Origin of the sequence: Xanthomonas sacchari, from assembly GCF_024266585.1 — a bacterium.
GTDB lineage: Bacteria > Pseudomonadota > Gammaproteobacteria > Xanthomonadales > Xanthomonadaceae > Xanthomonas_A > Xanthomonas_A sacchari_C.
The window spans coordinates 3,972,446-3,992,084 of record NZ_CP100647.1 but is presented as its reverse complement, the minus strand read 5'-3'; the positions used below and the strand labels follow the sequence as shown (position 1 = coordinate 3,992,084).

The 19,639-nt window shown below is 69.7% G+C and carries 17 protein-coding genes and 3 tRNA genes; 11 read left to right on the top strand and 9 right to left on the bottom strand.

Annotated elements, in window-relative coordinates:
- Positions 1-94 precede the first annotated feature (94 nt).
- The 5 genes from NKJ47_RS16670 (at position 95) to NKJ47_RS16650 (ending at position 5,336) form a co-directional block, all read left to right on the top strand.
- Positions 95-856 (top strand): CvpA family protein, encoded by a 762-nt coding sequence (locus tag NKJ47_RS16670; RefSeq protein WP_254458918.1) that lies wholly within the window; start codon positions 95-97, stop codon positions 854-856.
- 28 nt (positions 857-884) lie between these two features.
- Entirely contained in the window at positions 885-2,351 is a 1,467-nt protein-coding gene (gene purF, locus NKJ47_RS16665; protein WP_254458917.1) for an amidophosphoribosyltransferase, read from the top strand.
- Between the two features lie 51 nt (positions 2,352-2,402).
- Positions 2,403-3,209, top strand: a complete 807-nt coding sequence (locus tag NKJ47_RS16660; RefSeq protein ID WP_254458916.1) for a ferritin-like domain-containing protein — start codon at positions 2,403-2,405, stop codon at positions 3,207-3,209.
- Between the two features lie 237 nt (positions 3,210-3,446).
- A complete protein-coding gene (locus NKJ47_RS16655; protein WP_254458915.1) occupies positions 3,447-4,691 on the top strand; it encodes a zinc-dependent metalloprotease in 1,245 nt (414 codons plus the stop codon).
- A 141-nt stretch (positions 4,692-4,832) separates the two neighbouring features.
- Positions 4,833-5,336 (top strand): hypothetical protein, encoded by a 504-nt coding sequence (locus NKJ47_RS16650; RefSeq protein ID WP_254461451.1) that lies wholly within the window; start codon positions 4,833-4,835, stop codon positions 5,334-5,336.
- Between the two features lie 314 nt (positions 5,337-5,650).
- Here the strand turns inward: NKJ47_RS16650 and lpxH are convergent, their stop codons facing one another.
- The 8 genes from lpxH to NKJ47_RS16610 form a co-directional block, all read right to left on the bottom strand.
- Positions 5,651-6,388 (bottom strand): UDP-2,3-diacylglucosamine diphosphatase, encoded by a 738-nt coding sequence (gene lpxH, locus NKJ47_RS16645; RefSeq protein ID WP_254458914.1) that lies wholly within the window; start codon positions 6,386-6,388, stop codon positions 5,651-5,653.
- A 270-nt stretch (positions 6,389-6,658) separates the two neighbouring features.
- Positions 6,659-7,183 carry a phosphatase PAP2 family protein gene (locus tag NKJ47_RS16640; RefSeq protein ID WP_254458913.1) on the bottom strand — a complete coding sequence of 175 codons (525 nt, stop codon included), beginning with the start codon at positions 7,181-7,183 and terminating at the stop codon, positions 6,659-6,661.
- Entirely contained in the window at positions 7,167-8,300 is a 1,134-nt protein-coding gene (locus NKJ47_RS16635; RefSeq protein ID WP_254458912.1) for a glycosyltransferase family 4 protein, read from the bottom strand. The genes NKJ47_RS16640 and NKJ47_RS16635 overlap by 17 nt, the downstream gene beginning before the upstream one ends.
- Before the next feature lie 210 nt (positions 8,301-8,510).
- A complete protein-coding gene (gene ppx / locus NKJ47_RS16630) occupies positions 8,511-10,037 on the bottom strand; it encodes an exopolyphosphatase (RefSeq protein WP_254458911.1) in 1,527 nt (508 codons plus the stop codon).
- 54 nt (positions 10,038-10,091) lie between these two features.
- Positions 10,092-12,191 (bottom strand): polyphosphate kinase 1, encoded by a 2,100-nt coding sequence (ppk1, locus tag NKJ47_RS16625; RefSeq protein WP_254458910.1) that lies wholly within the window; start codon positions 12,189-12,191, stop codon positions 10,092-10,094.
- Positions 12,192-12,202: 11 nt separating this feature from the next.
- Positions 12,203-13,528, bottom strand: coding sequence for a phosphate regulon sensor histidine kinase PhoR (gene phoR / locus NKJ47_RS16620; protein WP_254458909.1), 1,326 nt, complete (start codon positions 13,526-13,528; stop codon positions 12,203-12,205).
- A gap of 64 nt (positions 13,529-13,592) precedes the next feature.
- On the bottom strand, positions 13,593-14,282 hold the full coding sequence (gene phoB, locus NKJ47_RS16615) for a phosphate regulon transcriptional regulator PhoB (RefSeq protein WP_254458908.1): 690 nt from the start codon (positions 14,280-14,282) through the stop codon (positions 13,593-13,595).
- An 83-nt stretch (positions 14,283-14,365) separates the two neighbouring features.
- Positions 14,366-16,009: a M48 family metalloprotease gene (locus tag NKJ47_RS16610; RefSeq protein WP_254458907.1), complete on the bottom strand. Its 1,644-nt coding sequence runs from the start codon at positions 16,007-16,009 to the stop codon at positions 14,366-14,368.
- Positions 16,010-16,158: 149 nt separating this feature from the next.
- On the opposite strand from NKJ47_RS16610, the gene grxC reads away from it, so the two are divergent.
- From grxC to NKJ47_RS16595, 3 genes are all read left to right on the top strand, one after another.
- Complete coding sequence (gene grxC / locus NKJ47_RS16605) at positions 16,159-16,470, top strand: glutaredoxin 3 (protein ID WP_254458906.1); 312 nt, start codon at positions 16,159-16,161, stop codon at positions 16,468-16,470.
- Positions 16,467-16,880, top strand: a complete 414-nt coding sequence (locus NKJ47_RS16600) for a carboxymuconolactone decarboxylase family protein (protein ID WP_254458905.1) — start codon at positions 16,467-16,469, stop codon at positions 16,878-16,880. Before grxC ends, NKJ47_RS16600 begins: the two co-directional genes overlap by 4 nt.
- A 298-nt stretch (positions 16,881-17,178) precedes the next feature.
- Entirely contained in the window at positions 17,179-18,186 is a 1,008-nt protein-coding gene (locus tag NKJ47_RS16595) for an isocitrate dehydrogenase (protein WP_254458904.1), read from the top strand.
- A 142-nt stretch (positions 18,187-18,328) separates the two neighbouring features.
- Here the strand turns inward: NKJ47_RS16595 and NKJ47_RS16590 are convergent, their stop codons facing one another.
- A complete protein-coding gene (locus tag NKJ47_RS16590; protein ID WP_254458903.1) occupies positions 18,329-19,129 on the bottom strand; it encodes a Bax inhibitor-1/YccA family protein in 801 nt (266 codons plus the stop codon).
- 153 nt (positions 19,130-19,282) lie between these two features.
- On the opposite strand from NKJ47_RS16590, the gene NKJ47_RS16585 reads away from it, so the two are divergent.
- The 3 genes from NKJ47_RS16585 (at position 19,283) to NKJ47_RS16575 (ending at position 19,593) form a co-directional block, all read left to right on the top strand.
- A tRNA-Pro gene (locus NKJ47_RS16585) sits at positions 19,283-19,359 on the top strand.
- A gap of 44 nt (positions 19,360-19,403) precedes the next feature.
- Positions 19,404-19,480 (top strand) — tRNA-Arg (locus NKJ47_RS16580).
- A 36-nt stretch (positions 19,481-19,516) separates the two neighbouring features.
- Positions 19,517-19,593: transfer RNA gene (locus NKJ47_RS16575), tRNA-His, on the top strand.
- The last annotated feature ends 46 nt before the right edge of the window (positions 19,594-19,639 follow it).

Here is a 19,639-nt window from a genome sequence, read left to right as displayed (position 1 = left end):
GGGCTGCGGCCCATGGAGTAGTTGGCATGTCCCAGGGAAGGCAGGCGCGACGCGCGATCGGCGCGATGCAGCGGCTCGGCCGCGGGAGGCGCGCATGATCGACATGGTGCTGTTGACGGTGATCCTGGTCTCGGCCCTGCTCGGGGCGCTGCGCGGCTTCGTCGGCATCGTCGTCGGCACCCTGTCCTGGTTCCTGGCCGGCTGGGCGACCTTCCAGTTCGGCGGCAGCGCCGGGCAGTGGTTGGCCGAGGGGGCCCGGCCGAGCATGAGCTACTACCTGGGCGGCTACGCGCTGACCTTCGTGACGGTGATGGCAGTGGTCGCCATCGTCGGCATGGCGATCCGCACCGCGGTGCGTTCGACCGCACTGTCGGGCACCGATCGGGCGCTCGGCTTCGGCCTGGGCGCGGCGCGCGGCGGTTTGTTCGCCGCGGTGCTGGCGCTCCTGATGAGCTTCACGCCGCTGACCCGCGAGCCGGACTGGCAGCGCTCGGTGGTGCTGCCGGTGCTCAGCCCGGGCGTGGGCTGGATGCGCGCGCAACTGCCGGACTGGCGCATGCCGCAGATGCCGCAGCTGAACCTGTCGCAGATGCCGCAACTGAACGTGTCGCAGATGGATTTGGGCAACTTGCCCGCGGCAGGCGATAATGCCGCGTTGGGCAACGCCCTGCAGGCCAGCGGGCTGCAGGAGATGATGTCCAAGGCCCTGGGGCGTCCCGGGGTGCGGTCCGCGCAGCCCGGGGGCGATCCGTCGCAACCGATGCCCGCGAACATCGATCCGGCGCAGGCGCGTCCGGCGCAATCCGACCCGGCACGGGTCGAACCCAACGGCCAGGCACGGCCATCTTCCCAATAGCGGCGTCCCCGCCGCGGAGAGCGTTGACATGTGTGGCATCGTCGGAATCGTCGGCAACCAGAACGTGGCCGGGCAACTCTATGACGGCCTGGCCGTGCTGCAGCACCGCGGCCAGGACGCGGCGGGCATCGCCACCGCCGACGGCACCCGCCTGCGCGTGCAGAAGGCCAACGGCCTGGTCCGCGACGTCTTCGACGAGAAGCGCATGGCGGTGCTGGAAGGCCGTGTCGGCATCGCCCATTGCCGCTACCCGACCGCCGGGTCGGAAGGCATGGACGAGGCGCAGCCGTTCTACGTGAATTCGCCGTACGGCATCGCGCTGGCCCACAACGGCAACCTGATCAACACCGAGACCCTGCGCCAGCAGGTGTTCGAGGCCGACCGCCGCAACATCAACACCGATTCGGACAGCGAAGTGCTGCTGAACGTGTTCGCCTACGAACTGGACGCGCAGCGCATGCTGACCCCGGAGGCGGCGATCCGCGCCGTGGCCGGCGTGCACCGCCGCTGCAAGGGCGGCTACGCCGTGGTCAGCGTGGTGCTGGGGCTGGGCCTGGTCGCGTTCCGCGATCCGCACGGCATCCGCCCGCTGGTGCTGGGCAAGCGCGAGGGCGTGGAGGGCGACGAGTACATCGTCGCCTCCGAGTCCTCGGCGCTGGACATCCTCGGCTTCACCCGCGTGCGCGACGTGCGCCCCGGCGAGGCGCTGGTCATCACCGGCCGCGGCGAGCTGTTCTCCGAGGTGTGCGCCTCGCCCACCGACCACACCCCGTGCATCTTCGAGTACGTGTACTTCGCGCGCCCGGACTCGATGATCGACAACGTCTCGGTGCACAAGGCGCGCATGCGCATGGGCATGAAGCTGGGCGAGAAGATCCTGCGCCTGCGCCCGGACCACGACATCGACACCATCATCCCGATCCCGGACACCTCGCGCGACGCCGCGCTGGAGATCTCCAACGTGCTCGGGGTGAAGTACCGCGAGGGCTTCGTCAAGAACCGCTACGTGGGCCGTACCTTCATCATGCCGGGGCAGGGCGAGCGGGTGAAGTCGGTGCGCCGCAAGCTCAACCCGATCCACCTGGAGTTCCGCAACCGCGTGGTGCTGCTGGTCGACGATTCGATCGTGCGCGGCACCACCAGCCGGCAGATCGTGCAGATGGCGCGCGACGCCGGCGCGCGCAAGGTGTACCTGGCCAGCGCCGCGCCGCCGGTGCGCTACCCCAACATCTACGGCATCGACATGCCGGCCGCCGACGAACTGGTCGCGCACGGCCGCAGCGAGCAGGAGATCCAGGAGTTCCTGGGCTGCGACTGGCTGATCTACCAGGATCTGGAAGACCTGGAGACCGCGGTGCGCGAGGGCAACCCGGAACTGAAGACCTTCGACTCCTCGTGCTTCAACGGCCAGTACACCACCGGCATCGAACCCGGCTACTTCGAGCGGATCATGCAGCTGCGTTCGGACGAGGCCAAGCGCAAGCGCCGTGCCTGAGCCGCGCGGCGCCCGCACCCGGGCGTGGCCCCTGCGCGCGTCGGCGGTGCCGTGAACGGCGACCTGTACCAGGCCGCGCGCGCCTGCCTGGACGCGGCCGACCCCGACGAGAAGGTCGCGCTGACCCAGCGCCATGCCGCGGCCTGGCGCGAGGGCGCGCTGGCGCTGCCGGCCACCGCGCCGGCGCCCGAGCCGATCCGCATGCCGGGGCGGCCGCCGCGGCCGCTGCTGGTGCATCCGCGCGAGCTGCCGCGGCGCGGTCTCGGCAGTGCTGAGGGCCGCGCCGCCTTCATCCACGCCATCGCCCACATCGAACTCAACGCCATCGACCTGGCCTGGGACGCGGTCTACCGCTTCCGCGGCCTGCCGCCGGCGTTCTACGCCGACTGGGTGGCGGTGGCGGACGACGAGTCGCGCCATTTCGTGCTGCTGCGCGACCGCCTGCGCGCGCTGGGCCACGCCTACGGCGATTTCGCCGCGCACAACGGCCTGTGGGAAATGTGCGAGAAGACCGCGCACGACGGCCTGGCGCGGATGGCGCTGGTGCCGCGGGTGCTGGAGGCGCGCGGCCTGGACGTGACTCCGGGCATGATCGCCAAGCTGCGCGCGCTCGGCGACGATGCCACCGCCGACATCCTGGAGATCATCCTGCGCGAGGAAGTGGCGCACGTGGCCGCCGGCTCGCGCTGGTACCGCTGGTACTGCGCGCAGGCCGGGATCGAGCCGCGCGCCCGCTTCGCGGCCCTGCTGCGCGAGTACGCCGGCGGCTATCTGCACGGCCCGTTCAACCTGCAGGCGCGCCTGCTGGCCGGGTTCGACGAGGACGAATTGCTGGCCCTGCAGCAGCAGGCCGGCTGAGGCGGCACTGCCCCTCGGCAGGCGCTGCTCCTGCTGCGACAAAGCGCAGACATGGACGGAATTCCGGTTGCGCCATGCGCGTTCTGTGACGTCTATCTCCGACTGATGCCGCGATTGCATTTGTTGCTTGCGCTGAACGGTGGCTGAGCGGCTAATCGAACTCCCCCGCGCGGCCTCCCCCGTCTGCGGCCGCGCGCGGGGCGACGTTCGTCCCTACTCACCACCCAGGAGTCCGACATGAAGTCGATGTGCAGCCTGACCGCGATGCTTGCCCTGTGTGTCGCCGGTTCCGCCTCCGCCGCCGCGAAGCCCCTGTTCCAGAGCAGCCAGTACGTTTCCAAGTCCATTGCCGGCGAGCCGGCGCTGAACCGCCTGCTGGCCAATCCCGCCACCGGCGCGGTGCAGCGGGTCGGCGTGGATGCCGCCGCCGTCACCGCCGGGCAGGCCCAGCTGGAACTGGACCTGCTGGGCAAGCGCGTCACCGCCACGCAACTGAAGACCGAGCAGCTGGAAGGCGGCAACAGCATCTGGTACGGCAATCTCGGCAATGCCGCGGTGGCCCGGACCCGTGCGCGCTCCGGCCTGGATCCGTTGAACTCGGCGATCCTGGTGCGCAGCGGCGACACCATCACCGGCAGCATCCGCAGCAACGGCACGCTGTTCCACCTGCGTCCAATCGCCGGCGGCGGCCATGTGCTGGTGGAGGTCGACGAACGGCGCATGCCCGCCGAGCACCCGGCCGACTACGCGCTGCTGCCGACCGTGCAGATGCCGCAGTCGGTGATCGACGAGCGCATGACCGCCGCCGGCGCCTCGTCCGGCTCGCCCGCGACCATCCGCGTGCTGGTGGTGGCGACCAACAAGGCGGTGACCAGCTACGGCGGCAACATGCAGTCGCTGGTGCAACTGGCGGTGGCCGAGTCCAACCAGGGCTACAGCAACAGCAACGTCGGCATCACCATGCAGCTGGCCGGCTACGAGACCACCAACTACACCGAATCCGGCGACTTCAACACCGACCTGACCCGCTTCCGCGGCACCAGCGACGGCTACATGGACAGCATCCATACCTCGCGCAACAGCACCGCGGCCGACGTCGGCGTGCTGATCATCGACAATTCCGCCTACTGCGGCCTCGCGTCGGGCATCGGCTCCACCGCCGCCACCGCGTTCGCGGCGGTGTACTGGGATTGCGCCACCGGCTACTACAGCTTCGCCCACGAGATCGGCCATCTGCAGAGCGCGCGCCACGACGTGGCCACCGACTCCAGCACCTCGCCGTACGCCTACGGCCACGGCTATCGCTATGGCAACAGCTGGCGCACGATCATGGCCTACAACTGCAGCAGCAGTTGCCCGCGGCTGAACTACTGGTCCAACCCGAACGTGTCCTACAACGGCGTGCCGATGGGCAACGCCAGCACCGCCGACAACCAGCGCGTGCTGGTCAACACCAAGGCGACGGTGGCCGGCTTCCGTTGAGCCGGCACGCGGGTGGCGCAGGCCGCATGCCTGCGCCGCCCGCGGCGAAGACGGCCGCAGCGGGCGCGGCGGCGTCCGCTTCGGCTATGCTGGGAAGCGGCGCCGGCGCGGCCGGTGCCGACCGACTTCCTGGGATCGACGATGTTCAAGCGCATGCGACTGCCGGCCGCGCTGCTGCTGGCGATGCTGAGCGCGGGCTGCGGCCCCGCCCCCGAGCGGCAGACGGACGCACCGTCGCCGACCGCCAAGACCGACGCGCCGCGGGCGACCCCGCCGGCCGCACCGGCCGACACCTTCGACGCCCAGCGCGCGATGGACGTGTTGCAGGCGCGCCTGGCCGCCGATCATGCCTATCCCGACCTGCCGTGCCTGGGCTACGCCGTCGAGGACGCGAGCGAGGATCAGGCTCCGACCGATGCGGGGGCGACCGCCTCTGCGACCTCCGCGCCTGCGCCGGCTGCGATCGAGATCGCGGTGCGCGAGAAACACGGCGACGGCTGCCCGGGCGATCCGCAGACCGAGCCGGTCCGCGATCGTTTCCGCGTCGAGCGCTCGGGCGCGATCCGCTGGTACGACGTGGTCGATGGCGACTTCGTCGATTACGCGCAATGGCGGCAGCAGCATGCCGGCGGTGGCCTGCCCTGAGAGGTGGGCCTTCGCGCTGTGGCGGACGCATGCTTGCCGCGGTGCGCGGCGAGGAAATACCAGAGGGTGCAAATGCCCGCACGTGGGCGAGGGCGACGTCGCGCGCGGATTGTCCGGCCGATTGCGGCGTTCGCCGAGGGGGGCAGAGACGAGCTGGTGCGTCTCAATGCTGCGATCATCTGCCCTGCGGAATCCCGGGCCGAAGCGTAGTTCGGTGCCGTCCTGCAGTCGCGCCGCTGCTGGCAGGGGAATGCTGTGCAGCGGAGCGCCGAGTGCGCGTTGCCAGGCTGCGCGCGGCGGCGCGGACGCGTGCGCTAGAGCTGTTGCAGCCGGCAGCCCTGCGCGTCCACGCGCAGCACCGAGCCCTGTTCGTACCAGTCGCCAAGCACGATGCGGGTGCAGGCGCGGCCCTCCACGTCCAGCGCATGCACCGCCGGCCGATGGGTGTGGCCATGGATCATCCGCGCCACGCCGTAGCGGGAGAAGGTGGCGGCAACTTCGGCCGGCGCCACGTCGGTGACGGTCTCGAACTGCGCGCGATCGCCCTGCTTCAGGTCGGCCTGGCGCGCCTGGCTGGCGGCGCGCGCCTGTTGCGCGTAGGCGATGCGTGCGGCCAGCGGCTGCGCCAGGAACTGCTGCTGGAAGGCGGGGTCGCGGGTCTGCGCACGGAACGCTTGGTAGGCGGTGTCGTCGGTGCACAGCAGGTCGCCGTGCAGCAGCAGGGTCGGTTCGCCGTACAGGTCGATCACGCAGGGATCGGGCAGCAGGCGCAGGCCGGCGCGCCGCGCGTAGTCGGCGCCGAGCAGGAAGTCGCGATTGCCGTGCATGAAGAACGCCGGCACCCCGGCCTCGTGCAGCGCGTGCAACTCCAGCGCCACCGCATCGGCCGCCTCGGACGGCGTGTCGTCGCCGATCCAGGCCTCGAACAGGTCGCCGAGGATGTACAGCGCCTCGGCCTGGCGCGCCTCGCCACGCAGGAAATCGAGAAACAGCGCGGTGATCGCCGGCCGTGCCGGATCCAGGTGCAGGTCGGAGATGAACAGCGTGGTCATCCGGACATTGTAAGGCCGGGAGTGGGGAATCTGGATTGGGGAACGGTGAGTGTTCGCGAGCGCAGGCGTTGCTACGCTTTCGAAGGGCCGGGATTGGGATTCGGGAACGGGAATTAGGGATTCGGAGGGTGCGCTAACGTAGGCGTTGTTGCGCTTTCGTAGGAGCGGCTTCAGCCGCGACCTTGTCCGGAGCCAGGATTGAGGAGAGGGCATGGAGCCGGACGGCGCCGGCTGTTTCCATTCCCTATTCCCGGTTCCCCATTCCCAGCCTCATACCAACCACAGCGACACGCCGGCCAACACCGCGCCGATGCCGGTGGCGGCGAGCACGTCGCTGGGGTAGTGCAGGCCCAGCACCACCCGCGACAGCGCCACGCAGGCGATGAACGGCACCAGCAGCGGCGCCAGCCACGGGTAATAGGCGAGGGCGACGATGCCGAAGGACACCGCGTGCAGGGTGTGGCCGGAGGGGAAGCTGAACTCGTCCAGCGGTGCCACCCAGGCGCGGATGCGCATGTCGGCGGCGTAGGGCCGCGGACGCCGGGTCCAGCGCTTCAGGCCCTTGTACAGGCTCAGCGCGACCACGCCGGTGGCGGCCATGTGCGCCGAGGCGAACACGCCGTCCATGCCGTCGCACAGCACCAGCAGGGTCATCAGCGCGTACCAGAACACGCCGTCGCCGAGTCGGCTGATCGCCGAGAAGAAGCGCCGCACCGAGCGCCGCCGGCACCAGTGGTTGGCGCGCCGGCACCAGCGGGTCTCGTGCCCGCGCAGGATCTCAAGCCGCGTCGACATGCGTCCTCCGGGTTTCCGCCAGTTCGGTGAGCAGCGCATCGAAGTCGGCCACCACCCGCTCCGGGCGCAGTTGCTGCATCGACGCGCAGGCGGCCTCGCCCAGGCGCCGGCGCAGCGCGTCGTCGCTGCCCAGGCGCAGGGCGGCGGCGATGAAGGCCGCATCGTCGGCGACCGCCGCGCCGTTGAGGCCGTCGCGCAGGTATTCGCGCGCCGCGCCGTAGTCGAAGGCGACCGTGGCCACGCCGCTGGCCATCGCCTCCAGGGTCACGTTGCCGAAGGTCTCGCTGCGGCTGGGGAACAGGAACAGGTCGCCGCTGGCGAAGTGCCGCGCCAGCGCGTCGCCGCGCTGCACGCCGCAGAAAATGAAGTCCGGATTCTCCTGCGCCAGGCGCTCGCGCAGCGGGCCATCGCCGACCCAGACGAAGCGCGCCCGCGGGCGCAGCTGCTGCAGCTGGCGGAACGCGCGCACCGCCAGCGGCAGGTTCTTCTCCGAGGCGATGCGGCCCACGTACAGCACCGCGCAGTCGTCGTCCTGCAGGCCCCACTGCTGGCGCAACTGCGCATCGCGGCGCTGCGGCTCGAACTGCTTGCTGTCCACCGCGCGCGCCAGCAGGCGCACGCGCTCGAAGCCCTGGGTGGCGAGGAAGTCGTGCAGCTCGCGGGTCGGCACCAGGGTCGCCTGGGCCTGGTTGTGGAAGCGCCGCATCCAGCGCAGCGCGGTCGACTGCAGCCAGGCCGCGCCGTACTGCGGCAGGTATTCGTCGAAGCGGGTATGGAAGCCGGTGGCGATCGGAATGCCCAGGCGCCGCGCGCTGCGCAGCGCCGACCAGCCCAGCGGGCCCTCGGTGGCGATGTACACGGCATCCGGCGGCGCCGCCTGCCACAGCCGGGTCAGGCGCCGCGGCGCGGGCAGGCCGAACTTCAGTCCGGGGTAGCGCGGCAGCGCCGCACCGCGCACCAGCCGCAGATCGGCCGGGTCGGCATCGTCGGCCTGACGCGGACGCACCACGTCGACGGTATGGCCGCGCGCGCGCAGCCCCAGTTCCAGTCCCTGCACGGTCAGCGCGACGCCGTTGACCTCAGGGGGATACGTCTCGGTGACGATCGCGTAGCGCATGTCGGGGCTCCGGTTTGGCAAAGCCTCGCGCACCGCGGTGAAGCGAACATGTCCAGCGCATGTAGGAACGATGACGCCCCGCCAGGCATTCATCCGCGCTTGAACCACCGGGCGACCAGGCGCAGCGCGCAGGCGAGCGAAGCCTTCCCCGTACCGCTTCAGCTCAAGCGAACCACCCAATCCCCATTCCCGATTCCCCAACCCCGGCTTTCAAGCCACAAACGGCCGGAAATTGATCCCCAGTCCCGCCATGCCCTCGACCTCGCCGATCAGGTCGGCACGCTGCAGCGGCCGCGACTCGATCCACGGCTGCGACAGGATCAGGTGCAGGTTGGGGCCGTCGGCCTTCAGCTCCAGCGCCGGGATCGGGTCGGCCTCGTGCGCGCGGTGCAGCAGCACCGCCAGGCGCAGCAGCGCGGCCTTGCGTTTGGCGCCGAGCAGCAGGCGGTCGGGCAGCGCATCGAACGCGGCCTTGGGCACGTTGCGGCGGTGCGTGCGCACCAGCGTGGCCAGCACCTGCTGTTCCTGCCGCGAGAAGCCGGCGATGTCCGAATGCTCCAGCACGTAGGCGCCGTGCACGTGGTACTGGCTGTGCGCGATGGCCTGGCCGAGTTCGTGCAGGCGCGCGGCCCAGCTCAGCATGCGGCCGTCGTCGGCATCCAGCGCCCAGTCGCCGGCGACCTGTTCGAACAGCGCCATCGCGGTCTGCTCCACGCGCGCGGCCTGCGCCTCGTCGATGCCGTAGCGCCGGGTCAGCGCGGCGATCGCGCTTTCGCGCGGATCGTTCTGGCCGGCGCGGCCGAGCATGTCGTAGAGGATGCCTTCGCGCATGGCCGCCTTGCTCACCATCAGCCGTTGCAGGCCCAGCGCCTGAAACGCCGCCTCCAGCACCAGCACGCCGCCGGCGATGATCGGCCGGCGGTCGGCGGACAGGCCGGGCAGGTCGATGTCCTCGATGCGCTTGGCCAGCAGCAGGCGCTCGCGCAGTTGCGGCAGCGCCTCGGCGGTGATCGCGCCCTTGGTCAGCTTCATCGCCGCGCAGATCTCGCCGATCGCCTTGTGCGTGCCGGACGAGCCCAGCGCCTCGTGCCAGCCCAGCGCGCGATACTGCCCGGCGAACTGCTGGAACTCGGCGCCGATCTCGGTCAGCGCGTCCTTCCACTTCTTCTTGGACAGCTTGCCGCCGGGAAAGAAGCGCCGCGTGCTGGCGATGCAGCCGGCCTGCAGGCTCTCGCGCTCCAGGGTCTGGAAGCCGCTGCCGATGATGAACTCGGTGGAGCCGCCGCCGATGTCGATCACCAGGCGCCGCTGGTCCGGCTTGGGCGGCTGCGCGTGGGCCACGCCCAGGTAGATCAGGCGCGCTTCCTCGCGGCCGCTGACCACTTCGATCGGATGGCCGAGCGCGGTCTCGCCGGGAATCAGGAAGGTCTGCGGCGAACGCAGCTGGCGCACGGTGTTGGTGGCCAGCGCGCGCACCCGCAGCGAGGGCAGGTCGCGGATGCGCTGGCCGAAGCGCGCCAGGCATTCCAGCGCGCGCTGCCGCGCCTCGGCGGACAGCCCGCCCTTGTTGTCCAGGCCGTCGGCCATGCGCACGGTCTCGCGCAGGCGGTCCACCACCCGCAGCTGCCCGAGCTGGTAGCGGGCGATGACCATGTGGAAACTGTTGGAACCCAGGTCGACGGCGGCCAGCAGGTCGCCGTCGCACAGCGGCGGATGAGTGGGGGAGGTGACAGGCATGGCGGAATGGTAGCCGATGCGTGGCGCACGCCGTGGAGACGGCGCGCGCCGCGCTCAGAGCCCCTCGAGCAGGGCCATCTGCGCCGAATGCGGCGGCTGGTCCTGGCCCGGAGCGAGCTTGTGGTAGTTGCCGGTCGCGTCCAGTTCCCAGGCGTTGAGATTGTCGGCCAGGTAGTTCTGCAGCACCTCGCGGTGGATGCGCTTGACAAGGTCCGGATCGAGGATCGGGAAGCCGGTCTCCACGCGCCGCAGCAGGTTGCGCTCCAGCCAGTCGGCGCTGGCGCAGAACAGTTCCGGCGCGCCGTCGTTGCCGAACCAGTAGACGCGGCTGTGCTCTAGGAAACGGCCGACGATCGAACGCACCCGGATGTTGTCGGACACGCCCGGCACGCCGGGGCGCAGGGTGCAGGCACCGCGCACGATCAGGTCGATCTTCACGCCCGCCTGCGAGGCCGCGTACAGCGCGCGGATCACCTGCGGCTCGTTGAGCGCGTTCATCTTGGCGATGATGCGACCCGGGCGGCCGGCATGCGCCAGCTTGGTCTCGCGTTCGATCCGGTGCAGCACGCCCGGGTGCAGGGTGAAGGGCGATTGCAGCAGGCGCTTGAGACGGATCTTCGGCGCCAGGCCGGACAGCTGCTGGAACAGCAGGTGCACGTCGTTGCCGATGTCCACGTCGGCGGTGATCAGGCTCAGGTCGGTGTAGGCGCGCGCGGTGCCGCTGTGGTAGTTGCCGGTGCCCAGGTGCACGTAGCGGCGCAGCTTGCGGCCCTCGCGGCGCACGATCAGCAGCATCTTGGCGTGGGTTTTGTAGCCGACCACGCCGTACACCACCTGCACGCCGGCTTCCTGCAGGCGGTCGGCCAGGCCCAGGTTGGCCTCTTCGTCGAAGCGCGCGCGCAGTTCCACCACCACGGTGACGTCCTTGCCGTTGCGCGCGGCCAGCACCAGCGCATCGACGATCGCCGAGTCCTTGCCGGTGCGGTACAGGGTCTGCTTGATCGCCAGCACGTTGGGGTCGATCGCGGCCTGCTTGATCAGGTCCAGCACCGCGGTGAACGCGTCGAACGGGTGGTGCAGCAGCACGTCGCCGGCGGCGGCGATCTCGAAGATGCCTTCGCTGTCGCGCAGGGTGCGCGGGTTCATCGGCGGATACTTCAGGTCCGGGCGCTGCACCAGGTCGTAGACCTGGTTGACCCGGCTCAGGTTGACCGGGCCGTTGATCCGGTAGACCGCGTTTTCGGGCAGTTCGAAGTTCTGCAGCAGGGTGCGCACGATCGACTTCGGGCAGTCCTCGGCGATCTCCAGCCGCACCGCCGGCCGGTAGCCGCGGTTGACCAGTTCGTCGCGCAGCGCCAGCGCCAGGTTCTCCACTTCCTCCTCGTCCACCACCAGTTCGGAGTTGCGGGTGACGCGGAACTGGTAGGAGCCCATCACCTCCATGCCCGGGAACAGTTCGTCGACGAAGGTGGACAGCACCGAGGACAGGAACACGAAGCTCTGCCCGCCGTCGGCCAGGCTTTCCGGTAGCTGGATGATGCGCGGCAACGAGCGCGGCGCGCGCACGATCGCCAGGTGGCCGACGCGGCCGAACGCGTCCACGCCCTTGAGCACCACCACGATGTTCAGCGACTTGTTGAGGATCTTCGGGAACGGATGCGCCGGATCCAGGCCCAGCGGCGACAGCACCGGCATGATCTCGTTGCGGAAGTAGGCGCGCAGCCAGCGCTTCTGCCGCGCGTTCCAGGAATGCCGGCCGAGCACGCCGATGCCGGCGTCCTTCAGCGCCGGGCGCAGCACCTCGTTCCAGCAGCGGTACTGCTGGTCGACCAGTTGCGCGGCGCGGTCGTGGATGGAGGTGAGGATGGCGCTGGGGCTCATCCCGTCCGGCGCCGGCGGCAGCCCGAATTCCTGGGCGTGGCGCACGGTGGCGGCGCGGATCTCGAAGAATTCGTCCAGGTTGGTGCAGGAGATGCACAGGAAGCGCAGCCGCTCCAGCAACGGCACCTGCGGGTCCTGCGCCTGCGCCAGGACCCGGAAATTGAAGTCCAGTTGCGACAGTTCGCGGTTGATGTACAGCGCCGGATCGCGCAGCGGATCGCTGGGAATGTCTGGTGGCGGCGTGGGCGGCAGGGCGGGGACGCGGCGGGGCATGGCGGTACTCGTTAGACGGGGGTCAGGGTGGCATGGTCGTGCCGCGGATGCACGCGCCCGGCGCCGAAATGGCAGGAGAAGGTGCTGCCCTTGCCGACTTCGCTCTCGATCTCCAGCCGCGCCTGGTGCAGGCCGAGCACGTGCTTGACGATCGACAGGCCCAGGCCGGTCCCGCCGCTCTCGCGCGAGCGGCTGCTGGAGACGCGGTAGAAGCGCTCGGTGATCCGCGGCAGGTGGTGCGCGGGAATGCCGTAGCCGCTGTCGCGCACCGACAGCACCGCGCCGTCGCCCTCGCGGGCGAAGCTGATGCGGATGGTGCCGCCGGCCGCGGTGTAGCGCACCGCGTTGGTGACCAGGTTGGAGAAGGCGCTGTGCAGTTCCTTGTTCGATCCGACCAGATCGCAATCGGCGTCGTCGTGGACCTCGATGCGGTGCCGGTCCTGGCTGTGCGCCTCGGCCTCGCGGCGCAGCGTGGCCAGCATCGGCGCCATCGCGATCGACTCCTCGTTGGCGTGCTCCTGCGATTCCAGTCGCGACAGGGTCAGCAGGTCCTCGACCAGTTGGGTCATGCGCTGCGACTGCTTGCGCATCTCGGCGATCATCGGCCCCGAGTCCGGGAAATCCTCCGGATCGAGCATGTCCAGGTAGCCGTGGACCACGGTCAGCGGCGTGCGCAGTTCGTGCGAGACGTTGGCGACGAAGTCGCGGCGCACCTGCTCCAGTTGCAGCAGCTTGCTGACATCGCGCGCGACCAGCAGCCAGTGGTCCTCGGAGTAGGGAATCAGGCGCAGGTTCAGGCGCAGGCGGTCGTCGACCGGCGAGGGCATGTCCAGCATCGGCTCGGCGTTGCGCCCGCCGCTGAGCCAGTGCGCCAGCGGCATCGGCTGCAGCCGCTCGACCACCGGCGCGCCGAGATCGCCGGGATGGCGCAGGCCGAGCAGGGTGCCGGCGGCCTCGTTGAACCACTGGATGCGCTGGCTGTTGCGGTCCACCACCACCACCGCGTCCGGCAGCGCCGCGGCGGCGGCGCGGTAGGCGCGCAGCATGTCCAGCAGGCGCCGCTTGCGCACGCGCATTTCCGCCTGGCTGCGGTACAGCAACCGGTCCAGTTCGTTCCACACTCCGGTGCCGGCCGGTGGCTCCCAGCGCTGGCGCGCGGTCAGCCGCCGCAGCACCCGCCGCAGGCGCCAGTAATGCCAGCCCATCACCCCCAGCGACATCAGGGTCAGCGCCATCCACACGTGGCCGCCGATCCAGCCGATCAACAAGGCCAGCAACAGCAGGCCGGCGAGCGTGCCGAGGGTCTTCAACCAGGCGGAGCGGATGTGGCGGGGCATCGGGAACGCACTCTGTCGCAAAGGATCGTGATCCGTCCGCCGTTATAGCAGGCGAAGCCGGCGGTCAGATGGACGCAGAGAAGCGATAGCCGGAACCGCGGACGGTCTGCACCATGTTTTCCACCGCGAACGGCTCCAGCGTCTTGCGCAGGCGGCGGATGTGCACGTCGATGGTGCGCTCTTCCACGTAGACGCTGCCGCCCCAGACGTGGTCGAGCAACTGCGCGCGGCTGTACACGCGCTCGGGATGGGTCATGAAGAAGTGCAGCAGGCGGTACTCGGTCGGGCCGATCGGCACCGGCGCCTCGCCGGCGAACACCCGGTGCGCGGCGCCGTCGATGCGCAGGCTGCCGACCGAGACGCTGCCGTCCTCGTCGTCGTCGCGGGTGCGGCGCATCACCGCGCGGATCCGCGCCAGCAGCTCGCGCGCGGAGAACGGCTTGACCACGTAGTCGTCGACGCCGGCCTCCAGGCCGCCGACGCGGTCGTTCTCCTCGCCGCGGGCGGTGAGCATGATGATCGGCACTTCGCGGGTCATCGCATCCTTGCGCCAGCGCCGGGCCAGTTCCAGGCCGCTGGTGCCGGGCAGCATCCAGTCCAGCAGGATCAGGTCCGGGACCCGGTCGGCGATCGAGGTCTGCGCTTCGCGGGCGTCGCCGGCATGCACCGGCTCGAAGTCGCCCTTGCGCAGGGCGAAGGCGACCATGTCGCGGATGGCCGGCTCGTCGTCGACGATCAGGATGCGTTTCTGCACAACGGCACCGTGGAACTGGGGAGGAAGGTCGCCAGTAGACTACGGTTTTATTACGTTTAAGTGACGCCTGCCATGGGCGCGTTTCAGCGCCGTTGCATGTCCGGGTCCTGCACGCCCTGGCGGCGCAGTTCCAGCACCGTCGGCGTGATCGCGGCGATGCGCGCGTCGATGCGCGCGCGCGCCACGTAGTCCAGGTCGCTGCGCTTTTTCAGGTTGTTGAGCTGGATCAGGGCCTGCTCCGGGTGTCCGTTCAGGTAGGCCGCCTCGGCATAGGCCTCGCCGGCGCGGGTGTCGTCGCCGGCCAGTTCGCAGGCGCGGGCGAAGGTGCGCTGGAACACCGGATCCTCCGCCGCCGCCCCGAGCAGTGGCCGCAGCACCGCCTGGGCGCGCTGGCCGGCCTGGCGGCCGCCCTGTTCGTTGAGGGCGCCGGCATAGCTCAGCGCCACCGCGCGGTTGCTGGGCATGCGCTTGACCAGCGCCTCGAAGCGCTGGTCGGCGGCCTGGTTGTGGCCGGCCTTGGCCTCGGCCTCGGCCACCGCCACGGTCAGCCACCAGTTGTCCGGGTGCGCCTGCAGCAGGCCCTCCAGCGTCTGCGCGACGTCCTGCGCGCTGCCGCCGGCGCGCAGCCGGGCCAGCGCCAGGCCGTAGCGCTGGGCATCGCTCAGGCCCTGCTTGCTGCCCTGGCGCAGGCCTTCGTACTCGCGGATCGCATCGGCCGGGGTATTGGCGCTGAATACGCGCAGCCGCTCGCGGGCCCACTCGAACTGGCCGCTGGGGCCGCGCGCGTAGTTGGCGAACGGCAACTGCAGGCCGCCCGGCAGCAGCGGGTTGCTGGGCGCGCCCAGCGGCTGGCTCAGCGACACGTCGTTGGGATCGACCCGCTCCTGCAAGCTGCCGCCGGGCACGCTGGTGGTCAGGGTCAGGGTGTTCTTCTTCATCTGCTCGGCGCGCTCGCGCGCCTCGCTGATGCGGGTGGTGGTGACCGGGTGGGTCATCAGGAAATCCGGGGTGCTGTAGCCGCCCTGGTTGCCGCGCATCGCCAGCGACATGCGCTCGAAGAACCCGGCCATCGCATCCACGTCGTAGCCGCTGCGCGCCAGGGTGCGGATGCCCAGGCGGTCGGCTTCCGACTCGTTGGAGCGGGTGTAGTCGATCTGCCGCTGCTGCATCAGCCCCAGGCCGCTGGCGATCGCTGCCTGGGTGGCGTCGCCGCTGGAGCGCCCGCCGGCCTGTTGCGCCGCGACCACCGCGGCGAGCATGCCGAGCAGGATCGGGATCTGGTCGCGCTGCGCCCGCTCCACCCCGCGCAGCACGTGCTGCTGGGTGACGTGGGCGATCTCGTGCGACAGCACCGCGGCCACCTCGTCCTCGCGCTCGGCGGTCAGCACCAGGCCGGCGTTGACCGCGACGTAGCCGCCGAGGGTGGCGAAGGCGTTGATCTGGCGGTCGCGCAGCATGAAGAAGGTGAACTTCTGCTGCGGCTGGTCGCTGTTGGCGCCGAGCCGGGTGCCCATGGTCTGCAGCCAGTCGTCGATCAGCGGGTCCTCGAGCACGTAGCCGTAGCTGCGCAGCTCGGCCAGCATCATCTTGCCGTACTCGGCCTGGCGTGCCGGGGTCAGCAGCTCGCCGGCCGAAGAGCCGATGTCCGGCAGCTTGTTCTCCTGGGCCGGCGCCACGGCGCAGGCGGTGGCCAGGGTGATCGCGAAGGCGAGCGGCAGCAGGCGCAAGACGGGCTCCAGGAGGGCAGGCGGACGCCGGGGGGCGTCCGGGACGACGGTGAATCCGGAATGGTTCGCAGTGTTGCGGCAGCGGCCTCGAAAATCCACCCGGCCGCTACCATAGTCACTTGGACCCTCGACATCGCCCGGAGTTTCCCGTGGACAACCCAACTGCCGACACCGGCCACGCCGGCGGCGCGCCGATCACCCTCTATTCCACCGCGATCTGCCCGTATTGCGTGGCGGCCAAGAACTTCCTCAAGAGCAAGGGCCGTACCTGGAACGAGGTGCGGATCGACCTGGACCCGGCCGAGCGCGAGAAGATGGTCGCGCTGGCGCGGCGCACCAGCGTGCCGCAGATCTTCGTCGGCGACGTCCATGTGGGCGGCTACGACGACATGATGGCGCTGCACCGCGCCGGCAAGCTGGAGCCGCTGCTCGACGGCCGCGCCCCGGAGGCGCAGGCATGAGCGGCGCCGCGACGGGCGAGGGCGGCGCCTCCGGCCAGGACCGGGTGCGCGAGTTCACCGAGTTCCGCCAGCGCATGAACCAGCGCATCCTGGCCGAGCCGAACCAGGTGGTGCGGCGCTTCTTCGCGCTCGACACCCAGACCTATCAGGCCGGCGCGCTGGACGTGAAGACCAAGGAGCTGCTCGGCCTGGTCGCCTCGCTGGTGCTGCGCTGCGACGACTGCATCAGCTACCACGTGGCCCAGTGCAAGGAGGCCGGGGTCGGCCGCGAGGAGTTCTTCGAGACCTTCTCGGTCGGCCTGGTGGTCGGCGGCTCGATCGTGATCCCGCACCTGCGCCGTGCCGTGGACTTCCTCGACACGCTGGAGGCCGGCGAGGTCGCCGCCCCGGCGCAGCACGCGCACGACTGACGGACCCTCTGGCCACTCCGGGAGGCGTCCTGTGGGAGCGGCGTCAGCCGCGACGGGGCGTTCCCGGTCAAGCCTGTCGCAGCTGACGCCGCCCCTGCAGGGCAAGCTGGATCCGGCTTGCGTGTCGCCGAAGCGGGCGGTTCGAGGTGCCCTGCACCCGCCGCGGCCTGCCGCCGGCGGCCGCCCGGTTTTGGGCGCCTTCACCGGCTTCGGGCATAATTACCGCTGAAACCTCCTTGCGCCTGCAGCCCCGGTTCCCGGGTGGCGCTCCCCCCTCTTGTACGGAAACCGCAACCCTATGACGCAGACAATCACGGTCATCCGTGGCGATGGCATCGGCCCGGAGATCATGGACGCCACGCTGTTCGTGCTCGACGCGCTGAACGCCGGCCTCACCTACGAATACGCCGACGCGGGCCTGGTGGCGCTGGAGAAGCACGGCGACCTGCTGCCGGCCGCCACGCTGGAGTCGATCCGCAAGAACAAGGTGGCGCTGAAGAGCCCGCTGACCACGCCGGTGGGCGAGGGCTTCAGCTCGATCAACGTGGCCATGCGCCGCCAGTTCGACCTGTATGCCAACGTGCGTCCGGCCAAGTCGTTCCCGAACACCAAGTCGCGCTTCGGCGCCGGCGTGGACCTGATCACCGTGCGCGAGAACACCGAAGGTGCCTACCTGAGCGAAGGCCAGGAAGTGTCCGCCGACGGCGAGACCGCGGTGTCGATGGCCAAGGTGACCCGCAAGGGCTCAGAGCGCATCGTCCGCTACGCCTTCGACCTGGCCCGCGCGACCGGCCGCAAGAAGGTCACCGCGGTGCACAAGGCCAACATCATCAAGTCCACCTCGGGCCTGTTCCTGAAGGTGGCGCGCGAGGTGGCGGCGCATTACCCGGAAATCGAATTCCAGGAAATGATCGTCGACAACGCCTGCATGCAGCTGGTGATGCGTCCGGAGCAGTTCGACGTCATCGTCACCACCAACCTGTTCGGCGACATCCTGTCGGACCTGTGCGCCGGCCTGGTCGGCGGCCTGGGCCTGGCTCCGGGCGCCAATATCGGCGTGGACGCGGCGATCTTCGAAGCCGTGCACGGCTCGGCCCCGGACATTGCCGGCCAGGGCAAGGCCAATCCGTGCGCGCTGCTGCTGGGCGCGGCGCAGTTGCTGGACCACATCGGCCAGCCGCAGAACGCCGAGCGCCTGCGCAACGCCATCGTCGCCACCCTGGAAGCCAAGGACGGGCTGACCCCGGACCTGGGCGGCAGCGGCAACACCATGGGCTTTGCCAAGGCTATCGCCGGCCGCCTCTGAGCCCGCCGGAAGATCGCAGAATGAAGAAAGGGCGCCCTTGGCGCCCTTTCTTTTGCTCGGAACGTTGCCCGAAGCCACTTCCGCTCATCGATCGTGGGGCGCCGCTGTTGCGATTCCCCAATCCCGATTCCCGACTCCCGGCTCAGTTCCGCGACTGCAGCTTCGACAGCAGCCGCAAGAACTCCACATACAGCCACACCAGGGTCACCATCAGGCCGAACGCGCCGTACCACTCCATGTACTTGGGCGCGCCCTGTTCGACGCCGCTCTCGATGAAGTCGAAGTCCAGCACCAGGTTCAGCGCCGCCACCACCACCACGAACAGGCTGAACACGATGCCGACCGTGCCGGAAGCGTGGATGTAGGGGATCTGGATGTTGAACAGGCCCAGCACCATGGTCGCCAGGTACACCAGGGCGATGCCGCCGGTGGCCGCGAACACGCCCAGCTTGAAGTTCTCGGTGGCCTTGACCAGGCCGCTGCGGTAGGCGAACAGCATCGCGAACAGGGTGCCGAAGGTCAGCAGCACCGCCTGCAGCACGATGCCGTTGAAACGTTGCTCGTAGACCGCAGAGATCGACCCCAGGAAGAAGCCTTCCACCAGCGCGTACAGCGGGGCGGTGATCGGCGACCATTCCTTCTTGAAGATCGTGATCAGGGCCAGGATGAGGCCGCCGATGGCGCCGCCCAACGCGTAGCCGGCCACGCCCGGGGCAATCGTCGCGTTGCCCGCGGCGTCGACCGAGAGCGACTGGCTCCAGGCGAACACCGCGGTGAGCACGGTCAGCATCAGCAGGATGCCGGTCTTGTTGGCGGTACCGTTCAGTGTCATCGCGCCGCTGTCGCGCGCGGCGACCGCGCTGCTCCCGGGCGAGACCACGGTGCCGCTGCGCAGGTCGAGGAAGGTGGATTCCTTCAGGGCGGGATTGCCGCTGCGAAGCATGCTGTTTTCTCCTTCAAAATGGCGCTCGGCCGATGCCGATGGCAAGGCGTGAGCATAACGCAGGCGATGTTGCGGACATGCGACGTTGACAGCGGGCCGCAAGCTTCCCACAATAGCCGACCTTTCCGGCCTCGGCCGCGAGGGATGTTCCGCCGGGGTATAGCGCAGTCTGGTAGCGCGCCTGCTTTGGGAGCAGGATGTCGGGGGTTCGAATCCCTCTACCCCGACCAATCCGATGTCCAACGGCGGAAAGGAATGCGACAATCCAGCCAGGGCGCCCGTAGCTCAACTGGATAGAGCACCGGCCTTCTAAGCCGGCGGTTACAGGTTCGATTCCTGTCGGGCGCGCCAACACCGGCGCCAGGCGGGAGATGCAAGGTTTCAATGGTGGCTGTAGCTCAGTTGGTTAGAGTACTGGATTGTGATTCCAGATGTCGGGGGTTCGAGTCCCCTCAGCCACCCCATTGATCGCGTGACCCGATGCTTCGCGGGGTGTTGCAACGAAGCAAA